This is a genomic window from Devosia riboflavina (assembly GCF_000743575.1).
GTDB classification, from domain to species: domain Bacteria; phylum Pseudomonadota; class Alphaproteobacteria; order Rhizobiales; family Devosiaceae; genus Devosia; species Devosia riboflavina.
Window position 1 is genome coordinate 74,354 of record NZ_JQGC01000014.1, and the last position, 24,751, is coordinate 99,104.

Below are 24,751 nucleotides of genomic sequence, written 5' to 3' on the forward strand. Positions count from 1 at the left end.
TCCCCAGCTTTGGGAGCAAACAACCCACCGCTTTCAACCCAAAAGGCACAATAAATGACGAAGCACGTTTCCGACGCCACGTTTGGCGAGGAAGTCCTCAACTCCCAAGAACCCGTTCTGGTGGATTTCTGGGCCGAGTGGTGCGGGCCCTGCCGGGCGATCGCCCCCGTCCTCGATGAGCTTTCCCAGGAACTCTCGGGCAAGGTGAAGATCGTCAAGCTCAATGTCGACGAGAACCCGTCGACCACCGTGAAGTATGGCGTCCGCTCGATCCCGACCATGATCCTCTTCAAGAACGGCGAAGCCGCCGACATGAAGATCGGTGCCGGCACCCCCAAGGCGGGCCTCACCAAGTGGCTCGAAGGCCACGCCGCCTAAAAGCACCCGCTGACGAATTCAAAGCACCGCCGGACCCGTCCGGCGGTGCTTTTTTGTTTGGCGGCTCAAAAGGATGAAACGCCATTGCTTCCCCCGGAGGGCAATTACGACTAACTTCATCGCTCAATGCCGATGAAAGGTGACCCAATGGCCCTTCATGTCAGCGACAGCAATTTCGCCGCCGAAGTTCTCGAGGCCGACCGTCCGGTACTGGTCGATTTCTGGGCCGAGTGGTGCCCGCCCTGCAAGGCCATGGCGCCCACAATCGATGCGCTCGCCGAAGAGCTGGCTGCAGATTTCAAGATCGTCAAACTCGACGTCGACTCCAATCCCGGCATTACCGTCGCCTACAATGTCCGCGCCATGCCAACGCTGATCATCTTCAAGGACGGCGTGCCGGTGGACGTAAAGGTCGGGGCCGGACAAAGCCGCGTGCAGCTCATCAAGTGGCTGGAATCGCACGCCGCCTGAGCCTTCTGCGGCCTCCTTAGATTCGCCTCACAAAGCCGTGAGGTTGGGCAGTGGTGGAGCCTTGCCGGCTCTGCTAGCACTATCGCACCGCAAGACTGCCCGTCTGGAGAGAATGCCTTGGCCCCTATCGACTTGTCCGCAGCGCCCTTCAACCTCGACGACGAGGCCATTGCCTGGGTGCATGCGACCCGCGACGGCCTCGCCCCGCGCGACAAGCTGGCCCAGCTTTTTGTTCTCCTCGCCCGCGGCCCCGCGGACGAGGCTCTCGAAGCGGTAAAAGCCTTTCGTCCCAGCGGCATTACCCGCATCTATTCCGATGATCTCGCCAGCGAAATCAGCTTCGCCCGTCAGCTCGATACCGTCGGCCCAGCGCCCATGCTGGTCAGTGCCGATCTCGAAGGCAGCCGCATGAGCCTGCCCTTTGGTACCTCGGTGCCGAATCCGCTCGGGTTGGCTGCCGTCGACGACGTTGAGGCGACCACGGCCATTTCCACCATCATGGCCGAGGAAGCACGGGCGGTTGGCCTGAACTGGAGTTTTACTCCGGTCATCGACATCAATGCAGCCTGGCGCAGCGCCATTGTCGGCACCCGCTCCTATGGCAGCGACATCGACAAGATCGAGCGCCACGCCCTGGCCCAGATCGCCGCCTTCCAGGCCAACGGCGTCGCCGCCACGGTAAAGCACTGGCCCGGCGAAGGGTATGACGATCGCGACCAGCACCTCGTCACCACAATCAATCCGCTCACCATTGCCGAGTGGGAAGAACAGTTCGGCCGGCTCTATCGCGCCGCCATCGATGCCGGCGTCCTGAGTGTCATGTCCGCCCACATCGCCTTCCCGGCCTTCATCCGCGAGCTTGATCCGGAAGCTACATCGGAAGCCTTCCGTCCGGCTTCGCTGAGCCGCGTCCTCAACGAAACCCTGCTGCGCGACCGCTTGGGCTTCCAAGGCCTTATCGTTTCCGACGCCACCCCCATGGCTGGCCTCGGCGATTGGGGCCCGCGCGACGAAACCCTGCCCGAACTCGTTATCGCCGGCTGCGACGTGATTTTGTTCTCGGACGATTCCAATGCCGACCTGATGCGCCTGGTAAAAGCCGTGGCCGATGGTCGCCTGACGCAGGAGCGCGTCGATGAGGCCGTCACCCGCGTCCTGGCCCTCAAGGCCGCTCTCGGCCTCCACAGGGATCGTCCCGAGCCCAATCTTGACACGGCCAGCCGCATCGTCGCGACGCCCGAAAAGCTTGCCAAGGCAAAGGAAGTCACGGCGCGCATGCCGACGCTGGTGAAGGACACGGCCAACCTGCTGCCGCTGTCGCCCGCAAAATACAAGCGCGTGCTGATCTACTCCACCGGCGCCGTGCAGCCCTTCGCGCCGATGCCGATCCCGCTTTCCCTGCCCGATCGTCTCACGCAGGAAGGCTTTGAGGTGACCGTCCACACGCCGGACCTCGCGGTGCGGGCTAGCGACTACGACCTCGTGCTCTATCTGCTGGCGGAAGAAACCCTCCTCACCCGCAGCCGCATTTTCCTCGATTGGAAGGGCCTCACCGGCTCGGTCTTCGGCGCCATGCACCGCCACTGGCACGAAGTGCCGACGCTCATGGTCTCGCTGGGCTTCCCCTACTATCTCTACGACGCCCCGCGCGTATCGACCTATATCAACGCCTACGGCTCGAGCGATGCCATCCAGGACGCCGTTCTCGAAGCGCTGCTCGGCCGCGTACCGTTCACCGGCACGAGCCCAGTCGACCCGTTCTGCGGTAGTGAGCAGGCGAAGTACTAAGACCGATCAGTTCGGCGGCGTGCCGTTTTTCGCGAGCACGTCGCCCGCTAGATACAGCGACCCACAGATCAGCACTCGTGCGTTGGGCACGTCTGCTGCTGCCTTCAGCGCCGTCACGATCGACCGCAGCGGCCGCGCCTCAAGCCCGACATCGTGCGCCCGCTTGACGATATGCGCCGCCGGATGCGCGTTCTGCTCACCGGGGATGGTCAGTGCCAGCACAGACGGCTTGAAATCAGCAAAGGCTTCCAGAAACTCGCCGGGATCGCGGGTATTCATCATGCCCATGATCAGCACCAGCGGCGCCGAACGATTGCGATCGAACTCCGCGATAGTCCGCGCCAGCGCCTTGGCACCATGCGTATTGTGCCCGCCATCAAGCCAAAGCTCATGGCCCGCCGGCAGCAGGTCGCGCAACTTGCCCTCGCGGATCGGCTGCATACGCGCCGGCCATGTCACCTTGCGAAGACCCTCGGCAATCGCTGCTTCATCGACCGGCAGTTCAAAATGCCGCGCGGCAGCAATTGCCAAAGCCGCATTGTCGAATTGGTGCGGACCCAGCAGCGCTGGCGGTGGCAGGTCGAGCATGCTGGCTTCGTCGGTATAGACGAGTCGCCCATCCTGCTGGACCCCGTGAAAATCCTCACCTTGCCAGAGCGGCGTGATCCCCAGCCGATGCGCCGCGCGCTCAAGCACCTTGTGGCCCTCGTCGCGCTGAATGCCCATCACCGACTTCGAGCCACGCTTCAAAATGCCGGCCTTGCTGACCGCGATCTCGGCAATGGTGTTGCCCAGGAATCCCTGATGGTCGAGATCGACCGGCGTGATGATGGTCCCGAAAGGACGCTTTACGACATTGGTTGTGTCGTAAGTCCCGCCCATGCCGGTCTCAAGCAGCAGAAAATCGGCCGGCGTCTCGGCGAAAAGCTTGAATGCCGTTACCGTCGTCACCTCGAAAAAGGTGATCCCCGCGCCCGCATTGATTTCTTCCACTTCTTCCAGCGCCGCATTCAGTTTTCGGGTGGAAACCAGTTCGCTCGCCAGCCGAATGCGCTCGTTGAAGCGCACGAGATGCGGCGAATTATAGACATGCACCTTCTTGCCCGCCGCTTCGAGGAACGCGCGCAAATAGGCAATCGTCGAACCCTTGGCATTGGTCCCCGCCACATGGATCGTGGGCGGCAGATGGTCCTGCGGATTGCCCAGCTTTTCCAAGAGCGGCAGCATGCGATCCAGGCTGAGGTCGATCAGCTTCGGATGGAGCCCAGACAGGCGTTTCAGAATGGCGTCGGTACGGGACACTGGTTTGTCTCCAATGCGAAAACACCCACCGACCTGTCATCCCCGCAAAAGCGGGGACCTCCGTTTCAGAACAGAGGTTCCCGCTTGCTGATATGAGGCAGTGGGATGGGCGAGCGAACTACTTCCGCAGTTCGCCGCCGGTCGTCTTGGTCACGGCCGTAACAATCGCCGATGACACCTTTTCGATATCTTCATCGGTCAGCGTACGGTCGCGCGGCTGCAGGGTTACTTCGATGGCTACGGACTTCTTGCCTTCGCCGACGTGCACGCCTTCAAAGACGTCGAAAATGCCGACATCAGTGATGAGCGCCTTGTCCGCACCCTTGGCCGCCCGCAGGATCGTCGCCGCCGCCACGCCCTTGTCCATGACAAAGGCAAAGTCGCGAGACACTGGCTGGAACTGGCTGAGATCAATCGCCGGCTTGGTTTTCGTCGCCTTCTTGCGCGCTTCCGGCAGGGCATCGAGGTCGATTTCGAAGGCTGCAACCGGCCCCGAAATATCGAGCTCCGCCGCCAGCGCCGGATGCAGCTCGCCGAACCAGCCGAGCGTCACCTTGGGCCCCAGCGCAAAGCGCCCGCCACGACCCGGATGGCTCCAATTTGCCGCTTCCGGCAGCACCTGCACCTTGTCGATATCGACGCCAAGCGCATCGAGCACCGCAGCAAGATCAGCCTTGGCATCCCAGACGGAAACCACCTCGGCCTTACCCGACCAGTGGCGACCTGCGCCGTCGACCTTGGCCGTGCCCGTACGCACACCCGAAGCATAGGTGTGCTGGCCTTCCGGCTTGTCGGAAAGGAAAATCTGCCCAACTTCGAAGAGGCTCACATCGGCAAAGCCGCGATTGGCATTGCGCCGCGCACCAGCCAGCAGGCCCGGCAGCAGCGACGGCCGCATGTCGGTCATGTCAGAGGCAATCGCATTGGCAAGCTGACGATCTTCCGTACCGCCGCCGAAGCGCGTGGCTTCATCATGCGAAATGAACGACCAGGTTACAGCCTCATCGAGGCCGCGCGACGCCAGAACGCGACGCGCAATACGACGACGGTTCTGGATGGTGGTCAGAATGCGCGGCGCAACGTGGTTGAGACGCGCCAGCGGCTCCACCGGCACATTGTCAACGCCCACCATACGCATGACCTCTTCAACGAGGTCAGCCTTCTGGGTGACGTCCGGGCGCCAGCTCGGCACTTTTACCGTGCGCTTGTCTCCCGAACCCTCGGCCACAAAGCCAAGCGCCAAGAGAATCGCTTCGATCTTTTCTGCAGAGACTTCGAGGCCGGTCAGACGACGGACTTCGCCAAGCGGGAATTCCACCGTCGTATTGGCGAAAACGTCCTCGCCCGAAATGGCGGGTTCTGCCGGCTCACCACCGCAAAGCTCCAGCACCAGGCGCGTCGCCAGTTCCATGCCCGGCTCGGTCAGCGCCGGATCAACCGAACGCTCCAGACGATAGCGCGCATCCGAAACAATGCCGGTCTTGCGGCCGGTGCGCGCGATAAGCTCCGGGTCCCAGCTCGCGCATTCCATGAAAATGTTCGTCGTCTCGTCGGTCACACCCGAGCGAATGCCGCCCATGATGCCGCCGAGGCAGAGCGGGCCCTTGTCGTCGGCGATAACAGTCATGGTCTCGTCGAGCGTATAGACCTTGTTGTCGAGCGCATCGAACTCTTCGCCGCGCGCATTGCGCAGCACCATCGTGCCCTCGACCTTGTCGGCGTCATAGGCATGCAGCGGCCGGCCCCAGCCGAGCGAAACGAGGTTCGTGATATCGACGATGGTGTTGATCGGACGGAGGCCGACGGCCCGCAGGCGCGCCTGCAGCCAGTCCGGCGACGGCCCGTTCTTCACATTGGCGATATACCGGCCAGCAAACTTGCGGATCGCCTTGGGCTCATCGCCCGAAAACTGCTGCGGCAGGGGCGCAATCGGGCTTTTGCCCTTCGACGGCACCGGCGAAAAATCGGTCTTCTTCAACGTGCCCAAGCCAAACGCGGCAAGGTCTCGCGCTACGCCATAGACACCGGTCGCGTCGCCGCGGTTCGGCGTAATGGAGATGTCGAAGACCACGCCATTGATGCCGGCATAGTCGACATATTTTTGGCCAATCGGCGCATCGTCGGGCAGGGTGATGATGCCGTCATGGTCATTGGAAAGCTGCAGTTCGGCCGCCGAGCACAGCATGCCGTTCGACGGCGCACCGCGGATGACGACGCCGCCCTTCAGTTCAAAATCCTTGCCCGGAATGTAGGTGCCGGGAAAAGCGAAGACGCTCTTCATGCCGGTCTTCACATTCGGCGCGCCGCAAACAACGTCGATCAGTTCGCCGGTGCCGGCATCCACCTTGCAGATATTGAGGTGGTCGGAATTGGGATGGGATTTTGCTTCCACCACATGGGCAATGACGAACTTTTCGAGCGCCTTGCCCTGGCTTTCAATGCCTTCCACCTCAAGGCCGATCATGGTCAGCGCCTTGCCGATCTCTTCGGTCGAGGCCGTGGTCTCGAGATGTTCCTTGAGCCAATCAAGCGTGAATTTCATGTTTTTGGACCTTAGCGGAAGTCACTCTTGCTGCCGCTAATCGGCGGCAGCGCGGACGAAAGTTGAAAGAGTTCGACGAGCACATTGGCAAAGCCGCGGGCGTCGTCGATGGCTCGGTGGGTGTGGGGGATATGGCCGTAAAATTCGGCCGGCAGCTTGCTCATGCCCCAATCGAGATAGGGCGCGCCGCGCAGCGTTCCGGCCATGGTGTAGAGGCAGACGCCGCCACCGCGAAAAATCTGCCGGCCCTTGAAGGGACCGCTCAGCGCCCGCGTGCCGGCATATTCATCGAGATAGTGGTCCATCCAGAGACCATCGAAAATCATCGGTGCGGCGACAAAAACCTTGGGACCGGGCAGGCTTTCCACCCAGTCGGCAAAGCGCGGCATGACAATGGCAGGGTCCTCGGCGCCCTCGGTCGCCGCCTTCCAGGCCTCGGGCTGGGTCTTCCACCAGTCCATGGTCATTTCGTTCTGCGTGCGGTCGGCCTTGGGCTTTAGCACCGCTTCAAACTCGCCATGCCGCGTGCCGTCAGCTTCGATAGCCACCGAAGCAAAACTCAGCATGGAATTGTGCAGCGGCGTCGGCCCATCGGATTCGATATCGGTGACGATGAAGATCGCTTTTGCCACGCGATTATAGAGATCGCGGCCGGCCGGCAGCACAGTCACCAGCCGGAATTTTTCACATACAAGCTGCATGTCTGGCGCAAAGCCGCCATTGCGCGAGAAATAGGCCTCGTGCTCGTGGCGCCACTTCGCATAGGGACCTTCGCCTTCAAGATCGGTGAAGCTGGGGTCGACGGCATCGAAGGCCACGATCTCGATCGATAGCGTCTCGATCACCGCCGCCGGTTCACCCGCGCCGTTGAGGACGACATCGCGCCGCCCGACAACGGGCATGGCTTCCTTGCCCTCTTCATAGTCGCGCAGCGCCCCGCAAGTCGCGGTTTTCCTGCCGGCGAGCATCAGGCCAAGCAATTCCTCGTTCAGCTCCGGCGAGTCGCCGAAGCTGAAGGTTATGGCATTGGCATATTCGGGCGGGAGCGCGGCCATCTCAGCTTAGCTCGAAAGCCCACCAAACAGCGTCGGCAGATCGAGCGGGCGGAACCCGTAGTGCTCGATCCAGCGCTGGTCGGCATCGAAGAAGGCGCGGAGATCAGGCATGCCGTATTTCAGCATGGCGAGGCGGTCGATGCCCATGCCCCAGGCAAAGCCCTGATAGACATCGGGATCGAGGCCGGCATTGCGCAGCACATTGGGATGCACCATGCCGCAACCCAGAATTTCGAGCCAGTCATTGCCTTCGCCGATCTTCACTTCGCTCCCAGAGCGATCGCACTGCACGTCGACTTCCATCGACGGCTCGGTGAAGGGGAAAAAGCTCGGGCGGAAGCGCAGGGTAACAGAAGGCACTTCGAAGAAGGCTTTCAAAAACTCTTCGAGCACCCAGCGGAGCTGGCCGATATGCGAATCCTTGTCGATGACGAGGCCTTCCACTTGGTGGAACATCGGCGTGTGCGTCTGGTCGCTATCATTGCGATAGGTGCGGCCGGGCATGACGACGCGGATCGGCGGATCCTGCGACGGGGTCAGATAAGACGCAGCCGGTTTTTCATTGGTCTTCTGCATGACGCGCACCTGCACGGGCGACGTATGCGTGCGCAAAACCTTCTTCATCCCATCCGGGCCTGGCTTCATGAAGAAGGTGTCGTGCATTTCGCGCGCCGGGTGACCTTCCGGAAAATTCAGCGCGGTAAAGTTGAAATAATCGGTCTCGATATCGGGCCCTTCGGCAATGGCAAAACCCATGTCCGAGAAAATGGCGGTGATTTCGTCGATGGTCTGCGAAATCGGATGGATGCGGCCCTTGGCGGTCGGCGCCGGCGGCAGCGGCAGGGTCACGTCGACCGTTTCGGCCTTCAGCCGGGCTTCGAGCGCTGCGCCCTTCAATTCGGTGCTGCGCGCTTCGATGAGGCCGGCAATATCGTTCTTGAGGCCGTTGATCACCGGCCCCGCGCTCTTTCTTTCGTCTGCTGCCATGGAGCCCAGCGTGCCGAGCAGGGCCGAGACCGAACCTTTTTTACCCAGGGCCGAAACGCGAACAGTATCGAGCGCAGCTTCATTGTCCGCGCCGGCAATGGCCGCGGTCAGTTCCGAGCGCAGGGTCTCGATTTGATTTTCAAGCGACATTCGGAGCTCTCAGTAGAATTTTCAGGGGCGGTTAGAGCAAACAAAAACGCCCCGCGCCAGCCCCTTTCGGGGTGGCGCAAGGCGCAATTTTTGACCTCAACGAGGTGGGGTTAGCTTAGGCGGTAACGCGGGCGTGGGTAACAGTGTCCACGCTTGCGAGATAAGCCAGAGCTGCCTTGGCCTTGGTGACCAGGGCGCCGAACGCTTCGGGCTGGGTGATCGCGAGATCGGACAGCACCTTGCGGTCGACGGCAACCTCAGCCTTGCTGAGGCCGTCGATAAATCGGTTGTAGGTCAGGCCGTGTTCGCGGACGGCAGCGTTGATACGCTGGATCCAGAGAGCGCGGAAGTTGCGCTTCTTGACGCGACGATCGCGATACGCGTACTGGCCGGCCTTTTCGACGGCCTGCTTGGCGATACGGATCGTAGACTTACGACGGCCATAATAGCCCTCGGCGGCCTTCAAGACCTTCTTGTGACGGGCGTGGGCGGTTACGCCTCTTTTTACGCGTGCCATGTTTTAGTGTCCTTCCAGCTTAGCGGTTGTACGGCATGTACCACTTAACCAGACCCTCGTCGCCCTTGGACAGGATCTTGGTGCCGCGGTTGGTGCGGATGTACTTGGCGTTGTGGCTGATCAGGCGGTGACGCTTGCCGGCAACGCCGGCCTTCACCTTACCCGAGGCGGTGAAGCTGAAACGCTTCTTGGCGCCGGACTTGGTCTTCATCTTGGGCATTTTGCGGGTCCTTATTGGTCTTAAACAGGCTCTTGCGAGCCCGTCGCTTTCAAAGACCGCCACGGCATGCCTTTTGGCCGGGCGGTCCGGAGATGGCGCTCTATAGGGGGAACGGGGCGGAAAGGCAAGGCCTCAGAGATTTACGCCCGTGCCGCTTTCAGCATGGGTTCGATGTGATTTTCAAAGAGTAGGCCGGGCTCTTCCCTCAGCGCTGCCCCATAGGCCGCCTCGGCCGCCAGCGACACGCGCAGGAACCGTGCGACGCCCGCCACATCAACCGCCGAAAGCCCATAAAAACCGGCTTCGAGCCGCCGCAAAATTTCGGTCTTCGACGCAATCATCCCCGCCGCCACATCCTTGCCATTGCTCATCGAGCCATCGCGCTTGATGTAGTCATGGAGCGGCGTACCGAGATGCATGGAGAGCGGCGCCTTGCCATAGAGCTGCAGCAGCAGTTCCAGATCGGTCATATTGCTCAGTGTCGGGTCATAGCGAGCATCGGTCTTGGTCCGATCCCAGACCACCATGGAATCCATAGATAGGCTCACCCATTTGTGCTCGCCCGGGGTCAGTTCCCGATCCGGTCCATCCCCGACATAGCGCAGGTGATCAAATTCCATGGTCATGACATCGAGCGCCGTCGTCACGATCGCGTGGTTTTCGAGCGCCGCCACCGCCTGTTCCAGCTTTTGCACTTTCAGGCGATCGTCGGCATCGAGAATGGCGACATAGGGCACGGTCAACTGTTCCAGCGCCACGTTGCGCGTCCGCGAGGCACCAGTGCCTGTGCCGCCGCTGGTCATGAAAACCTGCCGCTCGTCGCGCAATCCCTGCCCATCGAGAAAGGCCGCGTAATCAAAACCATCATCGGCAATGATAAAATGCTGCCAGTCCGCATGGGTCTGGGTGAGAACGCTTTGCACCGTGGTGGGGAGCGTGTCCTGGGCCCGAAAGGCGGGGGTGATGACGGCGACGGTTTTCGACTGGGTCATGAAAGCCCCTCAGGCTTGAACAGGCAGGCCATAGGACCCATATCTGCGTCAGCCTGTCGATGCCAGAACTTTGGGTCGACAGTATTCGTTGCTTGCTTGAAACAAGGACGGCGTAGATGTCGCGTATATCGGTCTTTTCCGCTCCTTTTCTCCTCGGCTTCGACAGCTTTGAGGAAAGGATCGATCGGCTTGCCCGGTCTGCGGACGGCTACCCCCCTTACAATATCGAGCGCACCGTCGGCGAAGACGGGTCGGAACGCTTCATCATCTCCATCGCCGTTGCCGGATTTTCCGAATCCGAACTCGAAGTGATGAACGAAGACAACCAGCTCAATGTTCGCGGAAAGCAGAAGGATGAGCCGGGGCGGGAATTCCTGCACCGGGGAATTGCCGCCAGGCAATTCCAGCGCACCTTCCTCCTTGCCGATGGAATGATCGTGAAAGATGCAACTTTGAGCCATGGCATGCTCGTTATTGCTCTTGAGCGTCCTCGCGCGCCCAAGCTTGCCCGCCGTATCGACATTCGCTCGCTGTAAAGGAAAGGGCCAAAAAAATGATGGATAGACGCAATACCGACGCCGTTCCTGCCGATGTGCACCCGCTTCGGGACCTGACCGAAGCCCAGTTCGCTGCCCTGGGGGGCAGTGCCGTGGCCTATATCAAGCCGGTTTCCGGTCTCGTGCTGTCGCACATGATCCACGACGCAGAATTCAACGATGCCGAGCTCTACCAGCTCGTCATGTCGGCCGATGGCACGCCGCTGATGGTTGCCGATACAGCCGATGCCGTAGCCGAATGGCTCGGCGACAAGAATCTGGGGCTTGCCACTCTCCACTAGGGTCGGCCCAAGCCAAAAGAAAAACCCCGCGGATCAGGTCGATCCGCGGGGTTTTCAATTTCGGTAGCCTGCGCCTCAGGCGGCGCAGGAATCTTCAAGCGGCGTCGTCAGCAGCGCATAGAGACGCTTCACGTCGGTTTCCCGCCGCAACTGGTCGATCACGCTTTCCGTGCGCAGGAGCCGCGCGACGCGCGACAGAGCCTTCAAATGATCGGCACCGGCGCCGACAGGCGCGAGCAGCATGATCACCACATCGACCGGCTGGTCATCGACGGCGTCGAAGTCGATGGGCGTATCGAGCCGCGCGAAAACGGCCGTTACGCCCTTGAGACCATTGAGCTTCCCATGGGGAATGGCAATGCCGTTCCCGAGGCCGGTCGACCCCAATTCCTCGCGGCCGGCAATGGCCGCAAGGATATCGTTCTGGTCCTTGCCGGTGATCTCGGAAGCCTTTTTGGACAAGATGTCAAACAGCTGGCGCTTCGAGGTGACACCCGTACAGTCAAGTACGGCTTCCTCTGCCAGAATGTCAGCCAATTCCATTAGTCTGCCTTGGGCTCTACTTCAGCTTTTCTACGGCAGTCGGGCTTATCAATTTGCCCCGAGAGCGGGATCAATCCAGCCTATATTGCCGTCCGCGCGGCGGTAGACCACATTCAGGCCGCCATGTCCAGCGTGGCGGAACATCACAACATTCTGACCCGAGAGGTCGAGCTCCATTACGGCCTCCTCGACGCTCATCTGGCGGAGGTTCTTGGTGGTCTCGGCAACCACGGGCGGAGCATAGTCCTCGTCGAGCTCGTCGAAGTCGTCCGAAGCCCCGAAAACGGTGTATTGCGCCGTGACGCCATCAGCGCCATTGCCCTTGCGGTGCTGCTTGAGCTTGCGGTTGTAACGCCGCAGACGCTTTTCGATATTGAGCGCCATGACTTCGAAGGCCGAGGTCGCGTCGCCCCCCTGGGCGCTGGCCTGCAGCGTCGCGCCGGAATCGAGGTGGACAACGCAATCGGCACGGAAGCCGATGCCGTCTGGAGTGAGGGTCAGATGGCCGTCATAGCCGCCGTCGAAATACTTTCCGACAACGGTGGAAAAGTGATCCTCCGCTTTACCGCGCAGAGCATCGCCAACATCCATGTTCTTTCCCGAAACGCGCAAGGCCATAGCTTCTTCTTCCTTTCGGTCGTGTGTTCGACGCAAGAGGTCCCGAAGCCGATCTCCCGACATCCGGGTTCCTGCCTACTGTCACCACCATCATGTGGGGTGACAGACATGAGGATGCTAGACCCAGGAGGGAAGAGGGGCAATCCGCATCATGCCCGGCATGTCCAAATGAGAGGGTGACAGGGGGAAAGAGCTGGAATAGCCTTCCCACCGCAGATTCAGCGCAGTTTTTGCTGCCGCCATCGGCGCGGCGGGACGAAGTGACGCAGCATCGCCGAGACCGTCTCAGGCGATCTTCTGCAGCGCCTTTTTCTGACGACGGCGGATCACCGAAGAAGGGATATTCATCCCCTCGCGGTATTTGGCGACGGTGCGCCGGGCGACGTCGATGCCCTGTTCCTTGCGCAGCATTTCCGCGATCGTGTCATCCGAGAGAATATCGCTCGCCGGTTCCGCATCGATGAGCTGCTTGATCCGATGGCGCACGGCCTCGGCCGAATGATCGCCGCCGCCATCGGCCGAAGCAATGGCCGTGGTGAAGAAGTATTTCATCTCGTAGAGACCGCGCGGCGTCGCCATATATTTGTTGGCCGTGACGCGACTCACTGTCGATTCATGCATTTCGATTTCTTCGGCGACCATTTTGAGCGTCATCGGCTTGAGATGCGCGACGCCATGGGTGAGAAACCCATCCTGCTGGCGCACGATTTCCGCAGCCACCTTGGTAATGGTCTGGGCGCGCTGGTCGAGGCTCTTGGTCAGCCAATTGGCCGTTTGCAGGCAGTCGGACAGAAAGGTCTTTTCGGCGGTATCGCGGGTCTTCTTGGTGACGCTGGCGTAGTAGACGCGATTGACCAGCACCCTCGGCAGCGTCTCGGTATTGAGCTCCACCTGCCAGCCGCCATCGGGCCCCGAGCGAACGAAAACGTCTGGTACCACCGCCTCAATCGGCGCGCTGTCAAAGGCGAGGCCCGGACGCGGATCGAGCAGGCGCAATTCGCCCAGCATATCGGAGAGATCCTCGCGATCGCAGCCGACGGCCTTCATCAGGCCCGCCATATTGTGCTCGGCGACAAGGCCCAGATTATCGAGCAGGCGTTGCATCATGGGATCGAGCCGATTGCGCTCGCGCAATTGCAGCGCCATGCATTCGGCAACCGAGCGGGCAAAAACGCCGATGGGATCGCAGGTTTGCAGGGCACCCAGCACAGCCTCGACATCGCCGAGTTCGGCGCCGAGCAGCTCGGCAACGGCTTCGAGTTCAACGGTGAGATAGCCGGCCTCGTTGAGGCCATCGATCAGGTGTTGCCCGATCAACCGGTCAGCCTGGGTGCGCAACAGCATCTGCGCCTGCGCTTCAAGATGATCGGACAGGCGCGGACGCGAGGCGACGAACTGGTCGAGATCGGGCGCTTCGCCGCCCTCAAAACTGCCATTGCGATCGGGCCCGGTGACACTGCCCATCTCATTGGGATTGGATTCGGGAAAGACGTTCTCGACCGCAGTGTCATAGCCCTCGGCGATCTGATCGGCATCCTTGATGCGGTCGCCCTGGGCAACCGTGTCCTCATAGGCGCTGAGTTCAACCGCGCGTTCCGGCGCTTCCGCCGGCTCGGCTTCAGCACTTTCGCTACCCTCCTCGCGTTCGAGCAGGGGATTGCGCAGGAGTTCGGCGTCGACGAAATCGTTGAGTTCGAGATGGCTCAATTGCAGCAGTTTGATCGACTGCATGAGCTGCGGCGTCAGCGTCAGGCTCTGGGCCTGGCGAAACTCCAGCCGCGGCGAAAGTGCCATCTATTCAACCTCTTGGCGCGTCATGCAATGCCCCGAAGGGCGGCTTCCCGCGCGCAACATGGCTGATTTCATCGGCAAGGGCAAGCGTCAGGGCAAGTTCCGTGCCAGTTCCAAAGACTTCTAAAGTTCGAAGCTTTCGCCGAGATAGACGCGCCGCGCTTCGGGGCTGGCCGAAATCGTTTCGGGCTTGCCCTGAATCATCACCGAGCCGCCGTGAATAACATAGGCGCGATCGACCAGGCCCAGCGTCTCGCGCACGGCATGGTCGGTGATAAGCACGCCGATGCCGCGCTGTGTAAGCTGTCGCACCAGCCCCTTCACTTCGGCCACGGCAATGGGGTCGACGCCGGCAAAGGGTTCGTCGAGCAGCATGAAGATCGGCTCGGCCGCCAGCGCGCGGGCGATCTCGACGCGCCGCCGCTCGCCACCCGAAAGCGAGAGGGCATTGGACTTGGCGAGATGGGAAATGGAAAACTCGTCGAGCAGCTGCTTGAGCCGCCGCTTGCGCTCGGCCCGACCCCTCACGGTGTTTTCCAAAATAGCCAGAATATTGCCTTCGACGCTCATACCCCGGAAAATGGACGGCTCCTGGGGCAGATAACCGACGCCGAGCTGCCCACGCTGGAACAGCGGCAGCTGGGTAATGTCATTGCCATCGAGCTGGATTTTTCCCGCATCGGGCCGCACGAGGCCCATGATCATGGTAAAAACCGTGGTCTTGCCGGCGCCATTAGGCCCCAAAAGACCCACCGCCTCGCCGCGGCGCACGGCCAGGGACACATCGCGCACGACCGTGCGCTTGCCAAAACTCTTGGCCAGGCCCTGGGCGACGAGCCAGCCCGATTGGTCTATGCGCGGCTTCTCGCTCATTGGGTGGTAAAAGTCCCGGTGACGCGCCCGCCTTCGCTGGCGCTAAAGGTCGAGACATTGGTGGCGAGATTAACCACCAGTTCCTGCGCATTGACGCTGCCGGCGGCATTGCTGACTTGCACATTGCCAGTCAGACGAAGCAATTGATCGCCCGGCGAGAACACGGCGCGATCGCCGGTCGCCGTCTGCTCGTCGGTTTCGAGCTTTACCTTGCCGGTCGCCTCAAAGCTCTTGATGTCGCTGGTGCCGCCATCGCCATAGGTGGCGACGACCTTTTCGGCCCAGACGTTCACCGTTGGATGCTTGATCACCACATTACCGGTGAACACCGCCTCCTTGGTGCCCTCCTCGATGGTGAAACTGTCAGCCGAGATCTGCACCGCGGTCTGGGCCAGCGCGGGCGCAGCGAAAAGGGCCAAAAAAACAGCGATCAACGCGAAGCGACTGGGATTCATTCCTGCTCTTCTCCCGGGGTAGCGGGCAAGGTGACGACCGCCTTGGTGAAAGTCCAGCGGTTATGCTCGGCCTCGTGCACCAGTCCCTCGGCCTTAACGGTGGAGCCGTCGGAATAGTTGATCACCACCGGACCATTGGAGGTCAGTGTCTGGCTGGCCCAGTCGAAAACCGAATCGCTGAGATGTCCGGAAATGCCACTCGATTCGCTGATTTCCGTGCCGTTTTCGATGCGTATCTGCTGATTGACCGTATCGAGAACGGCATCCGCGGCCGAAGCCTCGCGCCGCACCCCGTCCGTGCGCTCGAGCATCACCCGCACATTGGTCATGGTCACGAGATCGGTATTGTCGATGGCGGCGGCGGCTTCTTCGGCCCAGACGCGATAGGTCGAGCCGTCGGTCAGCGTGCCGGCATATTCCGGCGTTTCGACCCGAATGCGATCAGGCGTCACCTCGATCTTGCCGATGCCAAAGCGCGCGCCAAAACTCGAAATCGTGATCTGGACCAGAAGGGCAATCAGCAGGACCGAACCCACGGCCGGCACGGCAAACCGCAAGAGACCCACCACGCGGTTACGGCGGGTGAGGCGTTTATACTTGCGGGTCCGGCCGGGCTGATCGGCAAAGGCCAAGGGCTGTTCCTCAGCTATGAGCGAAAATATCCGTCTCCTGCCACCCCATGAGATCGAGGGCGCAACGGGTTTTCACAAAATCGAAGCAGGATTGCGCCAGTTCCATGCGATTCTCACGCTTGAGCATGCGGTCGAGATGGCGTTTCAAATCATGGAGATAGAGAACGTCGGAGGCGGCATAGTCGAGCTGCGCATCGGTCAGCTTCTCATTGCCCCAGTCCGAGCTCTGCTGCTGCTTGGAAAGATCAACATTGAGCAGTTCGCGCGCCAGTTCCTTCAGGCCGTGGCGATCGGTATAGGTCCGAACCAGCCGCGAGGCGATCTTGGTGCAATAGATCGGTCCGGTGACGACACCAAAACGCTGCTGCAGCACAGCAACGTCAAAGCGCGCATAGTGAAAGATTTTGGTGACGCCGGGATCGGTTAGGAGGCGAACCAGATTCGGCGCCTCGGTGGCGTTCTGCGGGATCTGGATGATGTCGGCACTGCCATCGCCGGGGGAAAGCTGCACCAGGCAAAGCCGGTCGCGATGCGGATCGAGCCCCATGGTTTCCGTGTCGATCGCCACCTCGCGCCCGTAATTGGAGAGGTTTGGCAGATCGCCGCGATGCACTCTGATGGCCATGGTTTTTCCATTCTTCGGTTTTGCTTTCATTGGCACAGCAAGACGGCGATGGAAAGGCACCACGCCAAGGCAAGAAATGCTCAACCCTGCGCATGGATCATATCAAGCTTTCTTTATATCTCCCTTGACCCAGCGGGCGCACAATGTCACAAAACGGTCAGTTTGGCCCATTTTGGGGGCATTTTTTGCATTTTCGGAGCAGTTGCGTGGCCCGTTCGTCCTATCACTTCACCTCTGAGTCGGTCTCCGAGGGTCACCCAGACAAGGTCTGCGACCGGATTTCGGACGAAATCGTCGACCTGGTTTTCCGTGAGGCCAAGAAGGTCGGCATGGACGCAAGCCAGGTCCGCATCGCCTGCGAAACCCTCGCCACCACCAATCGCGTCGTCATCGCCGGCGAAGTGCGCGTGCCCGAAACGCTGCTGAAGAAGGATAAGGACGGCAAGGTCATCAAGGACGCTTCCGGCGCGCCCATCGTCAGCCCGTCGAAATTCAAGTCGGCTGCCCGCAAGGCCATTCGCGCCATTGGCTACGAACAGTCCGGTTTCCATTGGAAGACCGCCAAGATCGACGTGCTGCTGCACGGCCAGTCGGCCGATATTGCACAGGGTGTCGACGAAAGCGGCAACAAGGATGTCGGCGCCGGCGACCAGGGCATCATGTTCGGCTACGCTTCGCGCGAAACCCCTGAACTCTTGCCCGCCCCGATCTACTATGCGCACAAGATTCTCGAGACCATCACCGAGGCCCGCAAGGCCAATCATGGCCCCGCCGGCAAGCTTGGCCCCGATGCCAAGAGCCAGGTGACGGTGCGCTATGAAGACGGCAAGCCGGTCGGGGTCACCCAGATCGTGCTCTCGACCCAGCATCTCGATGAAAACCTGACCTCTTCGGATGTCCGGAAAATTGTCGAACCCTATATCCGTGAAGCGCTGCCGGAAGGCTGGATCAACGACGAGACGGTCTGGCACGTCAATCCGACCGGCAAGTTCGTTGTCGGCGGCCCCGATGGCGATGCGGGCCTGACCGGCCGCAAGATCATCGTGGACACCTATGGTGGCGCAGCGCCCCATGGTGGCGGCGCCTTCTCGGGCAAGGACCCGACCAAGGTCGACCGTTCGGCGGCTTATGCCGCCCGCTATCTCGCCAAGAACGTCGTTGCCGCCGGCCTTGCCGATCGCGCCACGATCCAGCTTTCCTATGCCATCGGCGTCGCGAAGCCACTGTCGATCTATGTCGACCTGCACGGCACCGGCAAGGTCGATGAGGCCAAGCTCGAAAAGGCCCTCGCCGAGGTGATGGACCTGACCCCGCGCGGCATCCGCACCCATCTCGACCTCAACAAACCGATCTACGCGAAAACCTCGGCCTATGGCCATTTCGGCCGCAAGCCGGGCCGCGATGGCAGCTTCTCCTGGGAGAAGACGGACCTCGTAAAGGCCCTCAAGGCCGCCGTCGCCTGATTCATACGAACGATTGACCCAAGGCCTCTTTTCCGCGATGCGGGGGAGAGGCCTTCGTTTTTGAAATTTACTTGCCATGACCGACCACCAGCTCCCCAAAACCCGTGACGGCGAACCCCGCGCCTTTTTCGGCCGCCGTTCCGGTAAGAAACTGCATGGTGGTCAAAAGGCCATGGTCGACGAGACCCTGCCCGAACTGGAAATCACGCTCACGGATCATCTCGATACCCAGACGCTTTTTCCCGAGGCAAAGCGCTTGGTCATCGAGATCGGCTATGGCGGCGGCGAACATCTGGCGCGAAAAGCCGAGGAAGAACCGGAAACCGGCTTTATCGGCTGCGAGGTTTTTACCGGTGGCATCGGCAAGATGGTGCAGGCGGCCATCGCCAAAAATCTCCGCAATGTCCGGCTTTTCACCGATGACGCGCTAAAACTGCTCGTCACGCTGCCCGATGCCAGCATTGATGCGGTTTATCTGCTCTATCCCGATCCCTGGCCGAAGACGCGCCACCACAAGCGCCGCTTCGTGTCACCGGTGACGCTCAAGGAATTGGCCCGCGTCATCCGCCCGGGCGGAAAATTCCACTTCGCCAGCGATATCGAGGATTATGCCAATTGGACCCTCGCCCATATCGTGCGCGAGCCGGAATTCTCCTTCGTGCCCGAAGCGCCGGGCGCATGGCACACGCCATATCCGGGCTGGCAGCCGACGCGCTACGAACAGAAGGCGCGCCGCGAAGGGCGCATGATCAGCTTCTATTTCACGTTTGATCGGCGCTAATTCTTAACCGTTTCATGACGGCGAACGACAAGTTCGCTCGTCGCGGCACTGGACCTTTGGCAATCGCTCCCCATATCGGCTGGACGCCGACCGGTTCCGGAGCCTCAAAAATGTCCAGCACGCTTTCCTTTTCGCACGAGGACAATAGCTTCCTGGCGATGCGAACGGGAAAATGGACGCTGGTCGTGGTGGCGGAATTGAGCACCGGAACGCGGCGCTTCAACGAGTTGCGTCGCGCCATGGAAGGGATTTCCCAGAAAACCCTGGCGGCCACGCTGCGCGAACTCGAGCGCGACGGTTTTATTTCCCGCACGGCCTTTGCGACCATCCCGCCGCGGGTGGATTATGCCTTGACCGAATTGGGCCAGGACCTGCTCGATCTCGTCGATGCCTGCCGGGCCTTTGTGGTGCGCAATCGCGACGCCGTCGCCGCCGCACGGCAAAATTTCGATCTCTCGAACAATATCAGCCTCCGCTAGGGGAGCCTTCGGGCGCCGCCGAAGACCGGCAGCGCCAGGAGCGTCTGACCCAGAGCGCATCCGGGAAGGGTGATATCACCCTTCCAGCCGAAGGCGCGACGGGCGGAGAGGTTAGAGGCCGACGGGAGCAAGGCTGTCAGCGTCGAAAAGCTGCATGGCCTGGGTGCCGTCGTCCTGGACCACGAAGGCGCGGATCTTGCCGTTCCATTCTTCGATCGAGGTGGCGTTGATGCCCTTTTCATGGAGGCGCAGCAGCGTATAGTCATTTGCATCTTCATCAGTCAGGTTGCTGGTGTCGACATTGGTGGCTTCGACCGGGGCAGGAGCGGCAAAGGTCGGCAGGGCGGCGCCGGCAACGAGGACGGCAGTGGTGAGGGCAAGGATGCTGTTCTTGATCATTTTGGGTGTTCCTTTCGTTTGAACACACCAGAGATGGGCCGTCAAAATTCGGCTCCAAGACACGAAAAACAAGAATCTTGCTCTTGAAAGAAGCGACAACGTCCCGACGGTTTCACAAGTAAATCAGGTGGTTACAAAGAAACCCGGTTCTCCCGAGGGAACCTGGTTCCCTCCTGGTGACAAGACCCGGAACCGCCCGATAGGCCTCAGGGTTGTGCTGGGACAGCAAGGAGCGCGTCATGGAGATTCACGTTGATATTCTCGACACAGTGCCCGTCACCCACAATGTCAGGCACTATCGGCTGAAGCGCCCCAAGGGCTACAATTTTTCGCCCGGCCAGGCGACCGAGGTCAGCATCGATCGCGACGGCTGGCAAGACAAGAAGCGCCCGTTCACCTTCACCTGCCTCCCCGATGCGGACAATCTCGAATTCACCATCAAGAGCTATTTCGACCATAGCGGGGTCACCAACGAACTCTGGTCGCTCGGGGCCGGCGACAAACTGATCCTGCGCGATGTCTGGGGCACGATCCAATATCGCGGACCTGGCACCTTCATTGCCGGCGGGGCCGGCGTCACCCCCTTCATTGCGATTTTGCGCCATCTCAATGCGACGGGAAAAATCGCCGGCAATCGGTTGATCGTCTCCAACCAGACCGAAAAGGACATCATCCTGCGCGATGAATTCGAGGCCATGGATGGGCTCGAAACGCTCTGGACCGTTACCAATGACCAGAAGTCGAAACTGCTGCAGGAGCGGATCGACGCCGATTTTCTCAAACGCCATGTCGGCAATTTCGACCAGAATTTTTATCTGTGCGGGCCCGACCCCATGGTGAAAGACCTGCGCGACTTTCTTGAGGAGCTTGGGGCCGATGTCTCCAATGTGACCTGGGAGAGATAGCGAGAGCCCGCCTAATAGCTCCGACCTTGCCTTTTGCCGGGAGCGGGGCTATATGAGGATAACATCGTTGCTCTCATACAGAGAGTGGTGCCCTGACCGGCCCCGCTCTTTTTGCTTATCTGGGACCCAATGGCTTTCGATCTCACCGAGAAACGCTACATCAAGGAAACCGGCCTCGAAGCCCGAATTTCGCGCATTGTCGAGCCGGTCGCCAATGGTCTTGGCTATTCGCTCGTGCGTGTGAAAATCACCCCGGAAAATGGCTGCACCCTGCAGATCATGGCCGAGGACGAGAATGGCCGCTTCAACATCAATGACTGCGAGGCTCTCTCCAAGGATCTCTCGCCGGTCCTCGATGTGGAAGACCCCATCGACCGCGAATATCATCTCGAAGTTTCCTCCGCCGGCATCGACCGCCCGCTGGTGCGCAAGCGCGATTTCGAGCGTTTCCTCGGCCATGAGGCCAAGGTCGAACTCCTCGACATGATCAATGGCCGCAAGCGTTTTCGCGGCGACATCATTGCCGTGGACGACGAGGGCGTGACGATCCGCCTGCCCGACGCACCGGGCGGCACCGACCCCGACCACAAGCTCAGCTTCCCAACCATTGCGGATGCCAAGCTCGTAATGACCGACAAATTGATGGATATGGCCCGCGCCGATCAGGAATTGCACCCGATCGACGACGATGAGACCGAAACGGTCGAATATGCCGATGCCGACAATGACGACGAAGACGTCTCCAAGGAGAACAACTAAATGGCCGTTAGCGCGAATCGCCTCGAGCTTTTGCAGATCGCTGATGCCGTCGCCCGTGAAAAGTCGATCGACCGCATGGTCGTGATCGAGGCGATGCAGGATGCCATGGAAAAGGCCGCCAAGGGCCGCTATGGCGCCGAGACCGAGATCAAGGTCGAGATCAATCCGCGCTCGGGCGAAACCCGCATGTGGCGCCTCCTTGAAATCGTCGACGAAGTCGAAGAGCCGAGCCGCCAGGTTGACCTGAAGTTCGCCAAGACCAAGTCGCCCGAAGCCAAGGTCGGCGACTTCCTCACCGAGCCGCTGCCGCCGATGGAATTCGGCCGCATCGCCGCCCAGTCGGCCAAGCAGGTCATCGTGCAGAAGGTGCGCGATGCCGAGCGCGACCGCATGTTCGAGGAATATACCGGCCGCGTCGGCGAAATCGTCAATGGCACCGTCAAGCGCGTCGAATATGGCAATGTCATCGTCGATCTCGGCCGTGGCGAAGCCATCATCCGCCGCGACGAGCTGATCCCGCGCGAAATGTTCCGCTATGGCGACCGCGTGCGCGCTTACATCTATGACGTGCGCCGCGAACAGCGCGGTCCGCAGATCTTTTTATCCCGCACGCACCCGCAGTTCATGGCAAAACTGTTCATGCAGGAAGTGCCAGAGATCTACGATGGCGTCATCACCATCCGCTCGATCGCCCGCGATCCTGGCTCGCGCGCCAAGATTGCCGTGACCTCGAACGATTCTTCGATCGATCCCGTCGGCGCCTGCGTCGGTATGCGTGGTTCGCGCGTTCAGGCCGTGGTTGCCGAACTCCAGGGCGAAAAGATCGACATCATTCCCTGGACCGATACCATTGCCGATCTCGTGGTTTCCGCGCTCCAGCCGGCAGACGTTGCCAAGGTCGTTCTCGACGAACAGGCCGAGCGCATCGAAGTCGTGGTCCCCGACGAACAGCTTTCGCTCGCCATCGGCCGCCGCGGCCAGAACGTGCGCCTCGCCAGCCAACTCATCGGTTGGGATATCGACATCCTGACCGAGCAGGAAGAGAGCGAACGCCGCCACAAGGAATTCACCGAACGCTCGACCCTGTTCATGCAGGCCCTTGACGTTGACGAGATGGTTGCCCAACTACTGGCTTCCGAGGGTTTCTCCTCGGTCGAAGAGCTCGCCTATATCGAGCCCAACGAAATCGCCTCCATTGAAGGCTTCGACGAAGAGACGGCCGGCGAAATCCAGAACCGCGCCGCCGAATATCTCGCCGAGATCGAGCGCAAGTTCGACGACGAGCGTATCGCGCTCGGTGTCGATGAAGAGCTCTATGAAATTCCGGGCCTCAATGCCGCCATGCTCGTGGCGCTCGGCAAGGAAGACATCAAGACCGTGGAAGACTTTGCCGGCTGCGCCGCTGACGATCTCGTCGGCTGGAGCGAACGCAAGGACGGGGAAACCAAGCGCTTCGAAGGCACCTTTAAGGATTTCCCTGTGAGCCGCGAAGAAGCCGAAGACATGATTCTCCAGGCGCGCCTGCGTGCCGGCTGGATCAGCGCCGATGAAGTGGCTGCCCAGGACGGTGACGTGGGTGGCGAAGCCGAGGAGGAAGCGGTCTAAGGACCGCTTTCTTTAGGTGATGTCTTGGCCCGGCGCGAAGAAACCATAAGGATGTGTGCTCTCACCCGGCTCGAAAAGCCGGTTGAGGAGCTGATCCGTTTCGTGCTGGGTCCCGATGGGACCATCGTGCCCGATACCGATGCCAAGGCCGAAGGGCGCGGGGTCTGGATTACCCTGAGCCATCAGGCCGTCGAAGAAGCCGTACGTAAAAAGGCTTTTGCGAGGAGCCTGAAAGAAAACGTCACGGTGCCGCCCGATCTGGCGGATCTGACGCGGCTGCGGCTCGAACAAAGATTTGCTTCGGCGCTCGCCATGGCGAAAAAGGCCGGCCAGTTCACCTCCGGCGGCATGAAGGTGAAAAGCGCCATCGAAGGCGGGCAGCTCATCGCGCTGCTTTCGGCCACCGATGGCGCGGCCGATGGCAAGAACAAGATGCTGGGGGCCCTGCGCGCCCTCAATCACGCCCGCCGCGAGGGCAGCGCAGTCGGCCCGCAAGTGCCTCATTTCGAATTGCTCTCAAGCGTGCAATTGGGTTTGGCACTTGGACTAGAAAATGTGATACATGCTGCCCTCATGACAGGGGCGGCAGCCCAATCGGCACTGGACAAGGCCAATAGACTGGCCCGCTACAGTGCCAATCCAACGGATAACGACACCGACCGCCCTGCGGTAACCGGTGTGCTTTTGTCCGTGGAACAGGACGAAAGACGATAGGAAGTATGGCTGATAACGACGACAAGCGTTCTGACGATTCTGGCGCCAAGAAGACGCTGACCCTCAAGGGGGGTCCGGGTCTGGGCAATCGCGCCGGCACGTCGCGCGGTCCCTCGCGTGCGACGGTGGTCGTGGAGAAGCGAACGCGCGTGGTTCCAAAACCCGCCGGCGTCCCCTCGGGCGCACCGGCCGGTGGCGGCCGCCCCGGCGGTTCGGGTCGTCCCGGCCAGGGCCGCCCCATGCAGACCCAGCGCCCTGCGCTCGGTCTTTCGGCTGCGGAAGCCGAAGCGCGCCAGCGCGCCCTCGCTCTTGCCGGTGCCCGCGCCGCCGAGGACAAGGAACGCTTCGCCGCTGAAGAAGCCCGTCGCATCGAGGACGACAATCGTCGTCGCCAGGTGCGCGAAGAAGCGGCGCGCCAGGAAGAAGAACGCCGCCAGGCCGACGAAGCCCGCCGCGTCGAGGAAGAGGCTGCCGCTCGCGCCGCCTCGACCCCGAACCCCGCTCCGGCCGCTCGCGAGCCTGAGCAGGCCCGCGAACCCTTCGTTCCGGCCAGCCAGCGCAATCCCGGCCCCTCGCAGGTCCGCACCGTTGCCGGCCGTCCCGGCCAGTCTGCCCGTCCGCAGCGCAGCGAACGCCCGTCCAACGAGCGTCCGTCCAATACGCGCCCCGATGGCGAACGGCCGAACCCCAATGCCCGTCCGACCGGCAATACGCGCCCGGCCGGCTCCACCGGCACGCGCCCCGCAGGCACTGGCACCCGCCCGGCCGGCGATCCTCGTCCCGCCGGCGCCGGCATGGCCCCGATCGGCCATGTGCCGCCCGCGGCCCCCAGCGAGGCCGATGGCCGTCGCGTCCGGACCGGCGCGCCG

General features: G+C 61.2%; 27 protein-coding genes and 1 pseudogene. 13 read left to right on the forward strand and 15 right to left on the reverse strand.

The window, feature by feature from the left end; translation table 11 throughout:
* Nucleotides 1-54: 54 nt before the first annotated feature.
* From trxA (JP75_RS15135) to JP75_RS15145, 3 genes are all read left to right on the forward strand, one after another.
* Nucleotides 55-378: a thioredoxin gene (gene trxA, locus JP75_RS15135; RefSeq protein WP_035084460.1), complete on the forward strand. Its 324-nt coding sequence runs from the start codon at nucleotides 55-57 to the stop codon at nucleotides 376-378.
* 147 nt (nucleotides 379-525) lie between these two features.
* Complete coding sequence (gene trxA / locus JP75_RS15140) at nucleotides 526-849, forward strand: thioredoxin (protein ID WP_035084463.1); 324 nt, start codon at nucleotides 526-528, stop codon at nucleotides 847-849.
* 117 nt (nucleotides 850-966) lie between these two features.
* On the forward strand, nucleotides 967-2,637 hold the full coding sequence (locus JP75_RS15145) for a glycoside hydrolase family 3 protein (protein ID WP_035084466.1): 1,671 nt from the start codon (nucleotides 967-969) through the stop codon (nucleotides 2,635-2,637).
* A 6-nt stretch (nucleotides 2,638-2,643) separates the two neighbouring features.
* Here the strand turns inward: JP75_RS15145 and JP75_RS15150 are convergent, their stop codons facing one another.
* The 7 genes from JP75_RS15150 to JP75_RS25395 form a co-directional block, all read right to left on the reverse strand.
* A complete protein-coding gene (locus tag JP75_RS15150; RefSeq protein WP_051960748.1) occupies nucleotides 2,644-3,939 on the reverse strand; it encodes a bifunctional folylpolyglutamate synthase/dihydrofolate synthase in 1,296 nt (431 codons plus the stop codon).
* A 118-nt stretch (nucleotides 3,940-4,057) separates the two neighbouring features.
* Nucleotides 4,058-6,481, reverse strand: coding sequence for a phenylalanine--tRNA ligase subunit beta (pheT, locus tag JP75_RS15155; RefSeq protein ID WP_035084472.1), 2,424 nt, complete (start codon nucleotides 6,479-6,481; stop codon nucleotides 4,058-4,060).
* A gap of 11 nt (nucleotides 6,482-6,492) precedes the next feature.
* Nucleotides 6,493-7,536: an ASCH domain-containing protein gene (locus JP75_RS27310; protein ID WP_084587706.1), complete on the reverse strand. Its 1,044-nt coding sequence runs from the start codon at nucleotides 7,534-7,536 to the stop codon at nucleotides 6,493-6,495.
* 6 nt (nucleotides 7,537-7,542) lie between these two features.
* Entirely contained in the window at nucleotides 7,543-8,673 is a 1,131-nt protein-coding gene (gene pheS / locus JP75_RS15170) for a phenylalanine--tRNA ligase subunit alpha (RefSeq protein ID WP_035084475.1), read from the reverse strand.
* Nucleotides 8,674-8,788: 115 nt separating this feature from the next.
* Complete coding sequence (gene rplT / locus JP75_RS15175; RefSeq protein WP_035084478.1) at nucleotides 8,789-9,190, reverse strand: 50S ribosomal protein L20; 402 nt, start codon at nucleotides 9,188-9,190, stop codon at nucleotides 8,789-8,791.
* Between the two features lie 19 nt (nucleotides 9,191-9,209).
* Nucleotides 9,210-9,410: a 50S ribosomal protein L35 gene (gene rpmI / locus JP75_RS15180; RefSeq protein WP_035084480.1), complete on the reverse strand. Its 201-nt coding sequence runs from the start codon at nucleotides 9,408-9,410 to the stop codon at nucleotides 9,210-9,212.
* A gap of 140 nt (nucleotides 9,411-9,550) precedes the next feature.
* On the reverse strand, nucleotides 9,551-10,402 hold the full coding sequence (locus JP75_RS25395; protein WP_051960749.1) for a glycosyltransferase family A protein: 852 nt from the start codon (nucleotides 10,400-10,402) through the stop codon (nucleotides 9,551-9,553).
* A gap of 116 nt (nucleotides 10,403-10,518) precedes the next feature.
* Here JP75_RS25395 and JP75_RS15190 point away from each other — a divergent pair, with 116 nt between their 5' ends.
* The gene (locus JP75_RS15190; protein ID WP_035084481.1) at nucleotides 10,519-10,938 is read left to right on the forward strand and encodes an Hsp20 family protein; all 420 of its coding nucleotides are present in this window, start codon (nucleotides 10,519-10,521) and stop codon (nucleotides 10,936-10,938) included.
* A 17-nt stretch (nucleotides 10,939-10,955) separates the two neighbouring features.
* Nucleotides 10,956-11,240 carry a DUF1150 family protein gene (locus JP75_RS15195; protein WP_051960750.1) on the forward strand — a complete coding sequence of 95 codons (285 nt, stop codon included), beginning with the start codon at nucleotides 10,956-10,958 and terminating at the stop codon, nucleotides 11,238-11,240.
* A 75-nt stretch (nucleotides 11,241-11,315) separates the two neighbouring features.
* On the opposite strand, the gene JP75_RS15200 is transcribed toward JP75_RS15195, so the two are convergent.
* From JP75_RS15200 to JP75_RS15230, 7 genes are all read right to left on the reverse strand, one after another.
* Nucleotides 11,316-11,783: a PTS sugar transporter subunit IIA gene (locus JP75_RS15200; protein WP_035084483.1), complete on the reverse strand. Its 468-nt coding sequence runs from the start codon at nucleotides 11,781-11,783 to the stop codon at nucleotides 11,316-11,318.
* A 48-nt stretch (nucleotides 11,784-11,831) separates the two neighbouring features.
* Nucleotides 11,832-12,401, reverse strand: coding sequence for a ribosome hibernation-promoting factor, HPF/YfiA family (gene hpf, locus JP75_RS15205; RefSeq protein WP_035084484.1), 570 nt, complete (start codon nucleotides 12,399-12,401; stop codon nucleotides 11,832-11,834).
* A gap of 285 nt (nucleotides 12,402-12,686) precedes the next feature.
* Nucleotides 12,687-14,195 (reverse strand): RNA polymerase factor sigma-54, encoded by a 1,509-nt coding sequence (gene rpoN, locus JP75_RS15210; protein WP_035084485.1) that lies wholly within the window; start codon nucleotides 14,193-14,195, stop codon nucleotides 12,687-12,689.
* Between the two features lie 120 nt (nucleotides 14,196-14,315).
* Entirely contained in the window at nucleotides 14,316-15,065 is a 750-nt protein-coding gene (gene lptB, locus JP75_RS15215) for an LPS export ABC transporter ATP-binding protein (protein WP_035084488.1), read from the reverse strand.
* Complete coding sequence (locus tag JP75_RS15220; protein ID WP_035084490.1) at nucleotides 15,062-15,520, reverse strand: LptA/OstA family protein; 459 nt, start codon at nucleotides 15,518-15,520, stop codon at nucleotides 15,062-15,064. The genes lptB and JP75_RS15220 overlap by 4 nt, the downstream gene beginning before the upstream one ends.
* Nucleotides 15,517-16,152 (reverse strand): hypothetical protein, encoded by a 636-nt coding sequence (locus JP75_RS15225; protein WP_035084493.1) that lies wholly within the window; start codon nucleotides 16,150-16,152, stop codon nucleotides 15,517-15,519. The genes JP75_RS15220 and JP75_RS15225 overlap by 4 nt, the downstream gene beginning before the upstream one ends.
* A 10-nt stretch (nucleotides 16,153-16,162) precedes the next feature.
* Nucleotides 16,163-16,777, reverse strand: coding sequence for a ribonuclease D (locus JP75_RS15230; protein ID WP_035084495.1), 615 nt, complete (start codon nucleotides 16,775-16,777; stop codon nucleotides 16,163-16,165).
* A gap of 206 nt (nucleotides 16,778-16,983) precedes the next feature.
* Here JP75_RS15230 and metK point away from each other — a divergent pair, with 206 nt between their 5' ends.
* The 3 genes from metK (at nucleotide 16,984) to JP75_RS26285 (ending at nucleotide 19,500) form a co-directional block, all read left to right on the forward strand.
* A complete protein-coding gene (gene metK, locus JP75_RS15235; RefSeq protein ID WP_035084497.1) occupies nucleotides 16,984-18,240 on the forward strand; it encodes a methionine adenosyltransferase in 1,257 nt (418 codons plus the stop codon).
* Nucleotides 18,241-18,316: 76 nt separating this feature from the next.
* Nucleotides 18,317-19,021, forward strand: coding sequence for a tRNA (guanosine(46)-N7)-methyltransferase TrmB (gene trmB / locus JP75_RS15240; RefSeq protein WP_035084499.1), 705 nt, complete (start codon nucleotides 18,317-18,319; stop codon nucleotides 19,019-19,021).
* 110 nt (nucleotides 19,022-19,131) lie between these two features.
* Entirely contained in the window at nucleotides 19,132-19,500 is a 369-nt protein-coding gene (locus JP75_RS26285) for a winged helix-turn-helix transcriptional regulator (RefSeq protein ID WP_051960751.1), read from the forward strand.
* 111 nt (nucleotides 19,501-19,611) lie between these two features.
* On the opposite strand, the gene JP75_RS26290 is transcribed toward JP75_RS26285, so the two are convergent.
* Nucleotides 19,612-19,899, reverse strand: coding sequence for a hypothetical protein (locus JP75_RS26290; protein ID WP_035084502.1), 288 nt, complete (start codon nucleotides 19,897-19,899; stop codon nucleotides 19,612-19,614).
* A gap of 239 nt (nucleotides 19,900-20,138) precedes the next feature.
* Here JP75_RS26290 and JP75_RS15255 point away from each other — a divergent pair, with 239 nt between their 5' ends.
* The 5 genes and pseudogenes from JP75_RS15255 to JP75_RS15275 all read left to right on the forward strand — a co-directional run.
* A complete protein-coding gene (locus JP75_RS15255; protein ID WP_035084505.1) occupies nucleotides 20,139-20,804 on the forward strand; it encodes a ferredoxin reductase domain-containing protein in 666 nt (221 codons plus the stop codon).
* A gap of 129 nt (nucleotides 20,805-20,933) precedes the next feature.
* Nucleotides 20,934-21,563 carry a ribosome maturation factor RimP gene (gene rimP / locus JP75_RS15260; RefSeq protein WP_035084508.1) on the forward strand — a complete coding sequence of 210 codons (630 nt, stop codon included), beginning with the start codon at nucleotides 20,934-20,936 and terminating at the stop codon, nucleotides 21,561-21,563.
* On the forward strand, nucleotides 21,564-23,168 hold the full coding sequence (nusA, locus tag JP75_RS15265) for a transcription termination factor NusA (RefSeq protein ID WP_035084511.1): 1,605 nt from the start codon (nucleotides 21,564-21,566) through the stop codon (nucleotides 23,166-23,168).
* 24 nt (nucleotides 23,169-23,192) lie between these two features.
* On the forward strand, nucleotides 23,193-23,882 hold the full coding sequence (locus tag JP75_RS15270; protein WP_280113997.1) for an RNA-binding protein: 690 nt from the start codon (nucleotides 23,193-23,195) through the stop codon (nucleotides 23,880-23,882).
* Nucleotides 23,883-23,887: 5 nt separating this feature from the next.
* Nucleotides 23,888-24,751 (forward strand): annotated as a pseudogene (locus JP75_RS15275) (hypothetical protein); the annotation flags it as partial.